Origin of the sequence: Mucilaginibacter sp. OK098, from assembly GCF_900142915.1 — a bacterium.
Lineage (GTDB): Bacteria > Bacteroidota > Bacteroidia > Sphingobacteriales > Sphingobacteriaceae > Mucilaginibacter.
In genome coordinates this window covers 249,945-265,629 of record NZ_FRCM01000003.1, presented here as the reverse complement: position 1 = coordinate 265,629, position 15,685 = coordinate 249,945, and the positions used below count along the sequence as shown (strand labels likewise).

Annotated in this window: 6 protein-coding genes and 1 pseudogene; all 7 read right to left on the bottom strand. The window is 41.8% G+C overall.

Annotated features, from left to right (window positions below; genetic code table 11):
• Positions 1 to 249: 249 nt before the first annotated feature.
• A complete protein-coding gene (locus BUE31_RS11385) occupies positions 250 to 1,758 on the bottom strand; it encodes a cellulase family glycosylhydrolase (protein WP_159440663.1) in 1,509 nt (502 codons plus the stop codon).
• 80 nt (positions 1,759 to 1,838) lie between these two features.
• On the bottom strand, positions 1,839 to 3,053 hold the full coding sequence (locus BUE31_RS11380) for a glycan-binding surface protein (RefSeq protein ID WP_073403504.1): 1,215 nt from the start codon (positions 3,051 to 3,053) through the stop codon (positions 1,839 to 1,841).
• Positions 3,054 to 3,078: 25 nt separating this feature from the next.
• Entirely contained in the window at positions 3,079 to 4,671 is a 1,593-nt protein-coding gene (locus BUE31_RS11375; protein ID WP_073404262.1) for a RagB/SusD family nutrient uptake outer membrane protein, read from the bottom strand.
• 31 nt (positions 4,672 to 4,702) lie between these two features.
• Positions 4,703 to 7,882, bottom strand: a complete 3,180-nt coding sequence (locus BUE31_RS11370; RefSeq protein WP_073403502.1) for a SusC/RagA family TonB-linked outer membrane protein — start codon at positions 7,880 to 7,882, stop codon at positions 4,703 to 4,705.
• A 584-nt stretch (positions 7,883 to 8,466) separates the two neighbouring features.
• A complete protein-coding gene (locus BUE31_RS11365) occupies positions 8,467 to 12,663 on the bottom strand; it encodes a hybrid sensor histidine kinase/response regulator transcription factor (protein ID WP_073403500.1) in 4,197 nt (1,398 codons plus the stop codon).
• A gap of 296 nt (positions 12,664 to 12,959) precedes the next feature.
• Entirely contained in the window at positions 12,960 to 13,298 is a 339-nt protein-coding gene (locus BUE31_RS31420) for a DUF5110 domain-containing protein (protein ID WP_234997811.1), read from the bottom strand.
• Positions 13,299 to 13,313: 15 nt separating this feature from the next.
• Positions 13,314 to 15,182, bottom strand: a pseudogene (locus BUE31_RS31415) (TIM-barrel domain-containing protein); the annotation flags it as partial.
• Positions 15,183 to 15,685: the final 503 nt, after the last annotated feature.

Sequence of the window (15,685 nt, the reverse complement as noted above, 5' to 3'; positions counted from 1 at the left end):
CGACTTATTAAAAACCACACACCTGATTAAATTCAACGCATTGCAGATCAGTAAAATAGCCCCAAAAACATCACTTATTACCTCTGTTCTCATGACGGGTAAACAACGCTTTTATTTATTAAAAAAAGCCCGGGCCTCCTTTTGAAAGGCCCGTGGCATATATAAACTAACTAAAAACTGCATTAATTAATTTTCACAAACCGGATGTTATCTATTGCTGTGATAAAATCATAGTTTGATCTTTTCTGCTTAAAACCCTGCTCCTTTTTTCAACGAATCCAGTGCCGCCTGGTCTCCTATAGTGTTAGTTGACCGGTTAAATATACCACTGGCCCATAAAAACGGCAGCACGCCATTTGCTTTGGCTTGTTTTGTAACATAAGCATAGAAATGCCAACCCGACTTTAACGCCAATAGCGAATCCTGAGGATACCCTTTTAATCTCTCAGCGTGATATTGCACGTCAAATTCGCCCATAACCAATGGAATACCCTTCGAAGCAAAGTTTACTTTCACAGTGTTAAATATAGAGTCTACATAGTGTTCTTCTGTTGGAGCTGTGGAGTTGCGGTCAAGGAAGAGCGGATTTTTTGTATGAAAGTCTTTTCCCCAAAAATACCATTCTTTTCCCCAGCTTGCGTCGCCACCTAATATGCAAAACTGCGGCGGATTATAATAGTGGAACTCAAGCATCATTTTATGAGGTGCGGGGTCAGTAGGCAGTGTGGGTGTTTTATATACGTTAGCCTGATTGAGATAAGCGTTAGCCAAATCAATTGATGTAGAAGGGGACTGAATAATCAAGGCACGGTAACTGTTTTTACCGCCGGTACTGCGCACTGCATTAATAAACGTTTGGTGATAATGCATTAACGTAACTGTTGTGGGAACATCGGACGCATTGGGTTCGTTGGAACTGGCAAACATCAAATGTTCGTCAAAATCCCGCAATGTTGTTGCTATTTGCTCCCAATATGCTTTTTGCTTCGCATTAACAGTGTCCTGCTTCGCACCAGTAGCTGTGCAATCAAGCCAGCCACCATCATAATGGATATTGACCACTACATACAGATTGTCATTAAAGCAATATTGAACCACTGCTTTAACCCGTGCAAGCCATACAGGATCTATTTTGGCTGTTTTCTTATCAATTATATGCGACCAATCGTACTGGATCGGTATGCGTATGGCATTCATTCCACTTTGTTTTACCAGGTCAATCAGTTGCTGGGTAATTTTAGGGTTTCCCCATCGGATTTCTCCGCCGGAGGCTTCCATTGTGTTATAAATATTCCATCCCATTTTAATATTTGCGGCCAATTGCGTAGCAGTGCTGCCCATGCCGGTTGCATCGGGTGCGATGGCCGATGTATTATAGGATGGATAAATTTGGGGAGCTTGTAATACCGAAATCCGCCGGCTTTGGCCGTTAGTTGAAATTAAATTCAAAAGCACAGAACGGGTACTGCCTGTTGAATTTCCTGCTGCTGTCAAATTAATGGTTGCAGCACCGCTATTGCCTGATGTTTGGCTCAAATGCAGCCATCCTGTACCAGTAGTATCAACGCTCCATGCAGCATTAGAAGTAAACGCCAAAGCCTTGGTACCACCACCCTCGGGTATAGTATCTGTTAAATTGGAAAGTGTAAGCTTTGGCGCCGCTGTCTCATTTTTTTTACAAGAGATCGCAACCATAGCTGCAATACATATCCCCATGATGGCATACACCGTCTCAATTTTTCTTAACCTTATTTTCATATACATTTTGTTTTAGGGAAAAAGTAACCTTTTTGTTTGTTAAAAAGCCCCGCAGCAATATGCTGCTGTGGGGCTTTAGTTTATTTAATTTTTACAACCCGGATATTATCTATTGCTGCCTTAAATGACGTTACAGGGGTATCGCCATCATTCATAAACCAGATATTCATACCATTATTACCGCTGGCGCCAACCAAAGCTGTTATTGATGCAACGCTGGGGTCGCCTGTACCGTTATTAGGTTTAAAGGTCGACAAAGGAATAGTTACCGTTTGCCAGCCGTTGGTGGTAAATGAACCACTGCTTTTCCATGGCCTATACAATGCTATATAGTTAAAACTATAGTTTACTGCTACAAAAATAGAACCATTGGTCCACGGTGTAGAAGCGGGCACAGATATTTCAAATTTTACCGCGTAATTAGCCGGGCTGTTTGAAATATCAGAAGCTGGCACCCATTGGTTGCCTCCCATATTTACGCCAGGATGAGCCCACCAACTACCATCGTGAGCCGCCATGTCAGATGTGCTAAATACACCATACCAATTAGCATTACCCGGATAGTCTGCCGAGCTGTTTGATGAGCCGCAACCCCATGGATAACCGTTAACATTGTCCCAGTTTTGAAACACACCGTCAACAAAATCTTCAACGTTGTAAACGGTAGAGGCTACCCCTGATTTTGTAGTAACAGAAACAATTCCGCCAGTTTGCGGAATTCCTGAAGGTACTGCCAAACTGATAACTGTCCCATCGCCTGAATGCGAATATCCGGTAACGGGTATAGGTAAACCAGCGTAGGTTAAACTCTTTATTAAAAAGAAATTTGCGCCATAGATCTTGACAGAGTCGCCAACGGAGGCGTCTTCGTTTGAAATACCTGTTATAACGGGCGGCGGAATTATGATATTATAATTGAAAGTGGTGGAACCGTTGGTGGTAAAGTACTTAATGGTGTTTAAATCACTGGCTGAAACATTGTCATACGGGATTATAGAAGGTATCTGTACAACTGCGCTCGTATCTGAAAACAGTGCGATGTTGAAAGGCACCTTCACACCGTCAAAAGTTATCAGCACGGCATTTTTCAGGTGATGGCCTTCTAAAACCACATACTGGCCCTGGGGCTGAACGCTTTTTAATGCCGTATCGCCAGGTGACGGTTTATAAAGTCTTACGCCGGTAATAACAGGAGCAGCACCGCTGTCGTTGTTCTTCTTACAAGCAGAGAATAAAGCCACCATCCCGAAGATGAGTGCCAATAAACACAAGCGGATAAATGAATTCTTTTTCATAATTATATATTTTTAATTATTAAAATTAATAGTAAGGTACTGGTGGCTGTGTTAATTTAGGGTCACTGGTTAACTCAGATGCCGGAATTGGTAATGTAAATGCACTAATAGTTGCCGGAAGCGCAGACGGAGGGGCAGTAGTATCCCTTGTAGCCACATGCGTTTTAGGATCATAAGTAAACGAAATCCGACCGTGAGTTGCATCCTGATCATTAAGTAACTTCACAGCATTAGCCGGATCATAATAAGAATACCTAACCAGGTCTATCCAATATTGCCCTTCAAAAGCAAGTTCAACTCTCCGCTCGGTACGCAATGTAACAGGGTCAAGCACAGCCACAGGGTCCACGCCGGCCCTTTTCCGTACAGCATTGAAAAAGTACAGCGCATTACCATCGGCAGTAGTGGCGCTATTACCCAAAATAGCTTCGGCATACACCAAATACACATCAGCCAATCTAAGAATTGCATTGTGTTCAACGGATGACCAAATATCCATTGTTGGTGCATTGTTATCTTTTTCGTTGCCAATAACGTGTTTTTTCATGCCCACACCGCCTGCCTTATAACCACCACCGGCTGCATTCAATTCGGGATAATAATCTCCGGTGAGCATAATGGTGGCTTTGCGCCTTACTGTATCCTTGGCCGTATACATCCGATATAAATCGTAAGTTGGCTGTAATCCTTCCCATCCACCGTTCTTTTGAGGAAGCACCTCGCTGGTTGGTGCAAAATAAGTTTGTATGTCGTTGCCATTACCGTAACCCACACCTGCGGCCCATTGAAGGGCAAATAATGATTCCGGGCTATCGTTGTTTTGCGACTTGAAAAGGTCATAGTAGCTGGAAAATAACGCCAATCCGCTATTTTTACATACATTGCCCGCATACTTTTTGGCACTGTCAAGCAAAGCCTGGTCGCGCATCCCGCCACTTTTGCCTACACCGGCCATCGTCAAATATGCTTTGCCCAGCATTCCCTGCGCCGACCATGAAGTTACCCGGCCTTTTTCATCTGTTTTGGGAAGATTTTGCGCTGCGTAAGTTAGGTCTCTGGCTATGAATTTATAAACATCCGAAACAATGTTGCGGTTAAGCAGCGGATCTTTTATCAGTTTGGTGTTATCTTCAATAATAGGTACAGCCCCCCAATACACGGCCAAATGATAATAAGCTACGGCACGAATAAATTTCGCCTCTGCTATAGCCGCATTTTTGTCTGCCGGCAGGATGGATGCGGGCGCCTGCTGCTGTATGGCATTAATAACCGTATTACATTGCGCTATAACACTGTACAAGCCAATCCAACCATCTGACACAAGATTATTTTGCCCGGTAATAGTACGTGTATAAAGCTGTACTAAATCGCCATTATATTGGAAACCACCGGTGCCGGCCAATACGTCGCCAAGTGGAATCAAAGCGTTATTACTCCATCGCCACCACTCCGCACCGGCGTATAGGCTTGCCGTAGCCAGCCTTAAATCGGCATTGGTTTTGTAAAAATTGTTAGAGCTGATCTGCGAGTTGGACGGACGGTCAAGGAAACTCTTTTTACATCCGGCAATTGCTGCTGCAAATAGCAGGATGATGATAATTTTGTTAATTGATTTCATAAACATATATTTTAAATCGGTGATCGTTTTATTATTTCAGGGTTATGTTTGCACCAATAGTAAACATTCTTGGCAGCGGATAATTACCGCCGTCCCAACCTGCCTGAAGCGGATTCCATGAGCCAATTTCAGGATCCATGCCCTTATATTTTGTAATTAAAAAGGCATTGGATACAGTAGCATATATCCGAACAGAACGTGCAGATATTTTTGATAAAAGGTTTTCTGGCAACCGATAACCTAATGTGATGTCTTTGCACCGCAGGAATGAACCATCCTCGATAAACAAATTATTAGGACGATTATTACTGTTGGTATTGTCATTTCTCAATCCTACAACGGTTGTTTTTGGGTTGATAACATATACATTGTTAACATCGGATGCAGAGCCATTGGGGTTTACCAGAGCCAACCGTGCATAATTTAATACTGATGTAAAATAGGTAGTATTATTTTGCGAATTGGTTTGCGATACTGCCAATTGATTGAACACTTTGTTGCCATAGCTGCCACTGAAGAAAATATTCAAATCAAAATTTTTGTAAATAAATGTATTATTGATACCATACTGGAATTTGGGGATCGGCGAACCCAAAAAAGTTTCGTCTCTTGAGTCAATAATGCCATCGCCATTCAAATCCTTGAACATGCGGTCGCCGTACCAAATCCCCCCGCCTGCCTGAGAAATTGGATAGGGTTTGCCGCTTTGGTCGACAGGCCGGGCATGGTTTTGAAAATCACTTGGCTTTGAAAAAATTCCATCAAATACATAGCCATAAAATTCGCCAATGGGCTGGCCCACTACCGTTTTTTCAATTACATCGTTATTAAATGACTCGCTTAAGTTAGCCTGACTTCCACCTGAACCTAAATCGAGCACTTTGTTAACATTCCGCGATACGGTAACACTGGTTTTCCAATTAAAATTTTTAGAATTAATATTGGTAGAACTGATTTGGAGGTCAAAACCTTTATTGCTGAGCGAACCGACATTGGCATAAGGTGCTGCCATGGTTCCCGGCGAATAACCCGCGGCAGTACCGGTGTATAACGGAAGCGGTACCTTCAATAAAAGTCCGTGTGTTTCACGGTCATAAACATCAAATGAAAAACTTAAGCGGCCATTCAAAAACGTTCCGTCAATTCCCCCACTGTAATAATCTGTTTTTTCCCACTTTACGAACGGATTTGCCAAATTGCTCTGAAACTGTGCTGTACCTGCCAGGCTATTAGACACCGATGTAAGTTGAGTTATAAAAGTATTGCCCGGTATGCCCTGATTGTTGGTAAGCCCATAGCCAAGCCTCAGCTTCAATTCATTTATACTCTCCACACCTTTCAAAAACGCCTCATTATTAATTTTCCAGGCAAATCCACCTGAATAGGTAGTAACCCAACGATTGTTAGCTGGAAAATTTGAAGAACCATCGTTCCGTACATTGCCGGTTAGCAGATATTTATCATCCCAGGAAAAATTGATACGGCCGAAATAGGATTCCTGTGCAGAGCCTCCATTATAGCCCGAATTATCGCCTGAGTTTGTGGCAGTGGTAGCATCCCCGGCATTAAGTGCCTGTACATTGTTTGATGGGAAATTTCTTCGCGCACCGCCAACATTTTCGAAAGTGCTTGACTGCGCTTCATGCCCTAATAAAGCGTTAACATTAAATCTCCTGAAATTATGGTTATAAGTTAGAAAATTGCGAATTACTGTATAAAAATTTTGGCTGGCGTTTGAGGAGCCGCTGTTAGGGCTGGGAACACCTTTACCAAAAGCATAAGTTGGCGAAAAACTATCTTCTGTATTAAAATCGAAATTACCGGATAGTTCATTGCGCAGCGACAGATCTTTAGTGAATTGTATTTCGGCATATACATTGCCGAATATTTGATTTCTCTTTCTTAGGTTTTTGACTATTTTGGCTAATGCCACCGGGTTGGCAGTAGGTTGCACCCAGCCGCTGGTGTTGGTAACACCACCCCAGGAGCCGTCAGGGTTTGTTACCGCAACATCAGGGGTATTGTTTAACGCGGCGTTAATTACATTATTGGCAGTTGAATTTACATTTTCATCAACATGCGCCAATTGAAGGCTCGTTCCAATTTTTAACCAATTAGTGGTTTTATTATCTAAATTCAGCCGTACCGAGTATCTTTTAAAATCAGATCCAAGGGCTATCCCTTGCTGATTAAAATACGAGGTTGATAGTAAATACTGGGTTCTGGTATCCCCGCCGCTTATAGTAATTGTGTGACTGTTTTCCGGTGCTTTTCGGAACAATTCTTTTTGCCAGTCGGTACCGGTACCTAAATATTGGGGGTTGGCAAATTCGGGCCTCACATCGAAGCCCCAGGCAACAGCCCGGGCGTTAATAAAAGTGGCAAGTTGCTGCAGGTTCACTACCGGGAGCCGCTTTGGTATTTCCTGGTAACCGGCATAGAAATCATAAGCTATCTGTGGCGGCCCAACTTTGCCCCTTTTTGTAGTAATAACAATTACGCCATTGGTTGCCTGCGAACCGTATATGGCTGTTGCCGAGGCATCTTTCAATACATCTATTGATTCTATTTCAGCGGGATTGATGGTATTTAATGGATTGGAACCCTTACCCGGGTCGTTTACCGGAGGAATAATAACACCGTCTATTACATACAACGGCGAGTTAGTGCCGCTTATTGACGACACTCCACGTATTTGAATAGATACGCCGCCACCGGGTTGCCCCGAGATCTGTTGAACCACAACCCCGGCAACTTTCCCCTGCAGGGCCTGGTCAAAAGTAGTTGGTTGCGTTTGGCGCAGGTCGGCCCCCGATATTGAACTTATAGAGCCCGTTACGTCTGGTCTCCGCGCTTTACCATAACCAATAACAACAACTTCGTTTAATTTGCTGGATGTTGAACTCAACTGAACATTTATTACGTCGAGTTTTGCAACCGTTACTTGCTGAGGTGTATAGCCTAAATAAGTAAAGACGAGTATATCGCCTTGCTTTGCTGTTATAACATAACTACCGTCAATAGCTGCCAGGGTGCCGGTTGCTGTCCCTTTAACTTTAATGCTCACTCCTACCATTGGTTCAGAGTTATCGGCGCTTGTTACCTTTCCTGAGATACGGAAGGTTTGCGCGTAGCTTGATAGGCAAAGCAACATGCTGCCTATAAATAACGAAATACCGCATTTCATTCTTCTTTGTAAATTTTTATCCATCTTATAAAGGGATTTAAATGTTTTTTAATAATTGGTTCATTGGTTTTTGGTTAGCGATTTTCTGGATTTAATTTTACTTCATAATTTATTTTGGTTTTAATATTGCAGGTGATAAACACGTGTTCAAAACCAACCCAAAGTCTACTTTACCGGAATTCTTTTGCATACGCTGCCCGAACTGCCATTAAAAACTTTAGCCACAGGTAAAACCTGTTTATTGTCTCAAAAAATAAAGTAGTCGTGTTGGTCTATTATTATAATTGGGGAATAAGGCCCGACAGATATTTAACATATCACATTGAGCCGCTATTCTTAAGAAACGAATCTATGGTTAGTTACAAACGCGGGGGTGGCAGAGTTGAGCAAAAATATAGACCAAATGTTTAAAGGAATTCAACTTGCTATAAATGAGATATTTACACACATATAAACAACAAGCTATACTGTTTAATTGGCTACCTGCGTTTTTTTTGGGGTTTGCGCGTGAAAAGGCTGCCGTTTGTATGTTTTTTCAGGAGCTATAACAAACAAGCCTGAATAACCGAACTCGTGAGGGTGGGGCTAATCGCGAAATAATTAAGTTGTTATTCTTTACTCCCGGTTAAGTTTTTCTTTTGGCGAATTGAACTGTTATACGCTGACGGAAGGATGTTATACTCATCCTTAAATAGTTTTGTAAAATATTTGGGGGTGTTAAAGCCGACTTCGTAGCATATCTGGCTTATGGTCATCTGGCTATTCTCCAACAAATACACCGCTTTTTTTAGTCTTATGGAACGGATAAATTCAACAGGAGATTTACCCGTAAGCATCAAGACTTTATTATACAGCGACCCCCGGCTCATGTTCATCTGGCGGCTTAATTCTTCGACGGACAGATTCTCATTTAATATATTGAGTTCTAAATATTCAACTATACTCCGTAACAGTTTCTCATCCTCATTTTGTAAAGGAGTTTCCTGCAATTGCACATCTATTTGCTTTTTATAAGTCCGTTTATAGGTATCCCGAAGAATAAGTATGTTCTTGATTTTTGAGAGAAGTATCTCGAAATTGAAGGGTTTTGTCATATAATCATTAGCTCCAATTTCCAAACCTTTTAACTGTTCGGTCTCACCAGTTAAGGCTGTTAACAGGACAACGGGGATATGCGATGTGCGCTTATCACCTTTTAGTTTTTTGCAAAGCTCAATACCTGTCATTTCAGGCATACTAATATCACTTACTATAATATCCGGATGTTGGGAAAGCGCCTTTTGCCAGCCATCTCTCCCGTTCGAAGCTTCAATAATAAAAAATATATCCTTTAAATTATCCTTAAGGTAAAAACGAAAATCGTCGTTGTCCTCAATCAGGAGAACCACCGGTTTTTTAGTTGTGTGGTGCTGGATGGGTGTACTTCTATCTTCATTGTAGCTATTGATGTCCGGCTTCTCGTCATCAGCACCATTATTGACCAATCGATCCGTTTCAGGTTGCTGATGTATAACAAGCGGTAGTTTGAACATAAAACAACTGCCATGGTCAGGTTCACTTTCAACCGCTATTTCTCCTCCATGCATCTTCACAAACTCACGTGTAATTGCCAGACCGATGCCGCTTCCCTGGTTAATTATTGACTCAGGAACATCATGTTGAAAAAATCGCTCGAAAATTTTATCTTGTTTTTCAAATGGAATGCCAATACCCGTATCAATCACTCTAATTTCAAGTAAAACGCCATTGTTACCCTGGTTTTCCGATACATTAAGTAACACGCTAACATGACCACCCGCCGGGGTAAATTTAAAGGCGTTCGATATCAGGTTAAATAAAATCCTTTCTATCTTATCATGGTCAAAACTGGTAAACAAGGAATCAACCGTGGTATCGAATATGAAGTCAATCTGTTTTTCATCTGCAATATCTGTAAACGACAAGCTTATCTCTCCGATAAACTTCACAATATCCCCCGGCTTCCTATGCAGCTTTAACTCCTGAACCTCCATCTTACGGAAATCAAGCAACTGATTTACCAGGTTTAACAACCGCCTGGCATTTTTTCCTATCATATTGAGCTGCTGTTTTTGCTCCTGGTCAGCACGGGGAAGCATTTTGTCAACCGGCGCCATAATCAATGACAGCGGCGTTCTAAACTCGTGGCTCACATTCGTCAAAAATTTAATTTTCAGTTGGTCGAGCTCTTGCATCCGCTTAACCTCCTGGCGCTCCTGTTCAAGTAATAATTTCGCTTCTTCTTTTTCCTTTTCAGCCGCAAATCCCCTTCTTATTTTTTGGATTCCCCGCTGTCGGATAAACAACAGAATGCCAATAACAAGTGCCAGGTAAATAATATAAGCAAAGGTCGATTTCCAAAATGGAGGCAGTATTTTGATTCTTAACGAAATATAATCCGGGTTCCACACTCCCTCTGAATTTGAAGCCCGTACTTTAAACACATAGTCGCCCTGGTCCAGGTTAGTATAGTTAGCTTTCCGGGTTCTATTGTCTGCGTTTACCCATCCTTTGTCGAAACCCTCCAGCGTATACTGATGTTGTACTTTACCGGGATTAAGAAAATCAAGAGCGGCAAACTCTATGGAAAATACATTTTCGCTGTGATTGAGTGTAATTTGGCGTGTAACCGATATAGCTTTTGTGAGTACTACGTGGCCATCAACTGCCTCATTAGCTGTTATACTTTTATTGAACAACTGAAAATCAGTAAATATTAATTGAGGTTTATTCGTGTTGGGTTCTAAGCTTGCCGGATCGAACATATTAAACCCATCACCGCCCCCAAATATCAGCTCGCCCTTGCGTGTCTTTAAAGCGGAATTTATATTAAATTCGCGGCCCTGCAGACCGGCCATTTCATCAAAATTTTCGATGTGAAAGTTAAAAGTATTAGCCTTTGGATTTAAAGAGATACGGCTTAAGCCGTTTGAGGAGCTTAACCACATGGCTCCTTTATTATCCTCAAGGGTATTCGATATTGAATTTGCCGGGAGCCCGTTTTTTGTTGTTAGCGAGGTAAAAGTGTTTGTCTTAGGGTTCAGAATGCTTATTCCGCCTGATGTGGCTAACCAAATCAACCCGCGGCTATCTTCGTTAATACTATTTATGGTATTATCGACTAAACTATTTATGCCGCTGCCATTTGAGACGTAATGAATTACTTTTTTCTCGTTTTTTAGTATTACGTCCACACCCAGGTATCCACCTGTCCAAATATTGCCGAACTTATCCTCGAACAGTGCGCCTATCATCGAACACCTGATATCGGTCTGTTTATACGGGTGATAAAATATTTTTTTTGAGCGGTCAAAAATTTGAAGACCTCCAGCAAACGTTCCTATCCACAAGCGGTGCGATGAATCTTCTATGATGCTCCATATCCTGTTGTCAGCAACACTGGTAGTTAATTTATCATCGTGTTTGTAATGGGTAAATGTGGCTCCATCAAAACTATCCAGACCGCCAAAATAAGTGCCTATCCATAATTTTTGCTCATGGTCAATACAAAGGCTAACAATAATATCATTACTCAGGCTATTTGGGTTTGCAGGATCGTATTTATACTGTGTAAACTTGCCGTTTTTTCGGTTAAAGTAAATCAGGCCGCCCCCATTGGTGCCAATCCATAAATTCCCTTGCTGGTCTTCTGCAAATTTATCTACATCGTTAAAACTCAAACTACCGGGATCCGAGGCAAGATGCCTGTAAAGGGGGAACCTGATGATATTTTTATGATAATAACTTATTCCTTTTTTAAAAGTACCCGCCCAAATAATCCCCAGGTTATCCTTATACAGAAACAGGCTGTTTTGCTTTAACGATGTGGGGTCTTCTTCGCGGTTTAGCAGGTAAGCGACGGTGAAATTCTTTTTATCCAATACACAGATGCCTCCGTGGTCGGTGGCAATCCATATCAAGCCGTCATCGGCTTGAATAATATTATTGATGACGTTTGCTTTTAATTTTACCCCAGCTGATTCCTTATCAATGTGTCTGAAAACCCCGGTTGACGGTTTGTAATAAAACACACCTGATTCAACGTATGATTCGTAAAGCCATAAATCATTATCCCGATCAATTGTTAGGGAATAATTTCCGTTTTTATTGTGGGTTGCCTTACTAAAAACATCAGTCTGATAGCTAATTTTATTAAGTCTATTATCAAACATCTCAACTATCCCATCACTATAAACTATCCATGTATTGCCTTTGCCATCAACGGTGATATCCGCGATGGAACTTGAGTATAATGATGGTGTTGAATGAATGCTATGATAATAACGCTTGGTCTGTCCGGTTAAAAAACTGTATCTGTAAATACCGGAGTCCGGGATCAAAAACCAAAAGTCCGCTGAGCCAGACCTCACTATTTTAGAAACAAGGGGATAACCAGGAAGCTTTAAAGACCGAAGCAACGGCTGCATATCACTGTTAAACTGTTCCGTTTCCGGATCATAAAAACAATACCCGCCCCGCGTTGATATCCATAACTTTTTACCGGGACCTTCAAAAATTTTGTAAACAAAATCATCATTAATAGACCTTTTATTACTGGCATCATGCTTAAACACTTTAAAATTATAACCGTCATACCGGTTAAGGCCCGACGCTGTGCCAAACCACATAAAGCCCTGCGAATCTTTAAATATGCTATTTACCTGGTTGTGTGACAGACCGTTGGTGATATCCAGGTGCGAAAACCGGTACTGGCTGCTTTGCCCCAAAGTGCTATTACATGCAAAAATTAGTGCAACCCCAACAAGAAAAAAAAATTTTACGCGCATCGAGTATCATTTGAAAAAAAGCCCAAAGGCAACAGATTAACTTTTTAAGGCGTATACTAAGATAATATAAATGCCGCATATACAGACAATTTGTGAATTAATAAAAACGGATGTTTTTTAATTCATGCCCCGGATTAATAGCTAGTTTATTAACAAATAATGCGCCCCGTATCTCACCCCGGAACGCATCAACCCGTTGTTTATCAAATAAATTAAGGGTTTCATCAACTAAAGACTATCCTTTATTACATTATACGATGCTGCAACTGAACAGCCGGGACATTGCGAAACGCCATTCACCGCAATCTCACTACCATTGCTTTACCGTTGTATTTAACCGTTTCGTCAGCATTAGTCGTTGCGATTGAGCTTGAACCATGTTTGCCGTGGACCATAATAATATTGAAGGTATGCTGCTTTAACATACCAGGAAAATTGCCTTTGGTACCTGATATACTTAGTTCTTTCTGTTTGTCATTCCAGGCAAACGTAAAATTGGCATATTGCCCTTTCTCATAGTTATAATTATCATTCTCGTCTTCATAAAAGGTAAACCGGCCATCAGCACCCGGATAGATCCGCAGTTCAATAACCTTATTGGTTTTTTGGGTAGCATACTCCACTTCGGGGCCCATAGGGACGATGGAACCTGCACGCACGTATATTGGCATTTGGTCTATCGGCGCAGCTGCATTAATTGTTTTGCCGCCGCCGGTCTTTTCACCAGTCCAGAAATCATACCATAGGTCCGATCCGGGTAAATAAACTTTTCTTCCTGCTTTGCCTTTGGCGGTTACCGGGTTAACTAAAAATGCAGGGCCAAACATATACTGGTCAGGTATTTTATAAACGTTGGTGTCATTCCTAAAATCAAATGCCAGAGAACGCATCATGGTGTAATTGTCTGAGGTAACTTTTCCGGCAAGCGAATAGATATAAGGCAACAGGCGATAACGCAATTTGTCGTATTTTAAAAGGATTGCCCGTGTATTTTCGTCCCAGTTCTTTGAAAATATCGCCCGTTCACCATTGCCGTGGATGCGCATAATGGGACAAAATGCACCGAACTGGAACCAGCGGGTAAACAGTTCCCTGAATTCGGGTTTCGACCAATCTGGAATGGTCCAGTTGTACTGGAATCCGCCTATATCCGAGGTCCAGTAAGGAATGCCGGATACACAGGTATTGATGCCTTGCGGTACCTGGCTTTTTAACGCGTCAAACGAGCAGGAAATATCTGATGTCCATATCACCGCAGCATTTCGCTGCTCGCCGGCAAAGGTCTGCCTGAGCAGAAAAAAGCCTCTTTTATTAGGAATATCCCGCCGCCAACCCTGCTAGATGCCGGTAGAATGCTCCAGCGAATAGGTGTTAAAATAATCAATCCCCTTACCAGTCCAAAAGTCGGCTTTCCTGCGTTCGTCCAATAACAGGCCGTTGTCCGGCTCACATTGATCAACCCACCATGCATCCCAACCATATCTTTTAACCAGGCTGTCGCGCGCCATGTCCCAGTATAATTCACGGGCTTTTGGATTGTGTGCATCATAGTAGGTATCAAAGGTATGGCTGACAACATTATCCCAGGTAATACTTGTTAATCCGCCCATTTTTTTCAGGGTATCAAAGTCTTTTGTTCCTTTACCAAATACAGGCCAGATGGATATCATCCCGTGAATATTGGCCTTGTGCAATTCATCCAGCAGGTTTTTGGGGCTGGGATAACGGCTCGGGTTCATTATATGGGAGCCGATCGGGAATGGGTCCCAATAATACCAATCCTGCACGATAACATCTACCGGGATGTGATTATTGCGGTACCCATCCTTTACCGAAAGTATTTCATCCTGGCTCATATACCTGTTCTGTGACTGGAACAAGCCGAATGCCCATTTACCGAACATGGGGGCTTTGCCGGTAGCGGTGCGGTAAAGATTGATGATCTGATCGAAACCGGGGCCATAGAAAAAATAATAATCAGCTTGCCTGCCGCTTTCGGATACATATTTAAATTTGGTATTATTTCCTTCGCCGCCATAAAAATTGGATGCCGAATAGTTGTCCCACATTAAACCATAGCCCCTGGTGGATAGCAATACAGGTACGGCACCTGTCATATATTTTATCGCCATATCCTGGTTTCTGCCTTTATAGTTGATAGAACCCGTGTCGGTAGGGTGCGAACCCAGGCCGAAAAACGCCTCGTCCTTTGGTGAATTGAATTGGGTGCTTATATTGTAGGTGCTTATCCCGGCAATGGTGGCCGGAGTAATGCTTTTATTGTCTTCGGAAGCGATCTCTTTACCGTGAAGGTCTTCATAGCTAACATTGTTAGTGGCCTTGTTTATTATTACTTTCAACTTCGCGGTTATGATGGTAACCCGGTTCTTGTCTTCTGAAACCTTAAACGACGGAAAACTCCATTTTGCGTTTACGATTAGTGAGGGCTTGTTGGCGAAGTCGTTGAAAATAGTATATTTTACTTCGATGATATCGTCCCTGCAAATGGCAACCTTCATAAGGCCTTTATCTAATGTAAATAAAAGCCCGTTAGCCTCTTTTTTATAAGATATAACGGAGGCGTTAGCAGCAGGTATTGTCATAATTAAGAGCAATAGAACGGCTGTCATTATTTTGAACAACGCAGAATTTAACATAACTTTTGTGTTTATCATGAATACAGGGTTATTCCCGGTTTATTTATTTTATTGGCTATATGTCATTTTTCGCAAAGCGAAATGATAAATAATAAAAACAAGCGCTGTTTAAAAGCCAGCATCCCAAACCGTCCCGGTACAGGTAAATTTGAGCTGCTAATATTTTTAATACCGTCTTAGGTTTATTGATTCGGCGATAAAAGTATAGAGGAGGAAAATGGAAGAGGGGGTACAAAAGTCATAAAATAGAGTACGAAATGTTCAATTTGATAAAAATCGTTCTTATTATTTTCAGACTAATTTTTATATGTACCGTTACTCCGTTGTTTTAAGGCATTGCTGTAAGTCCCTTAACTTTGTTCAAC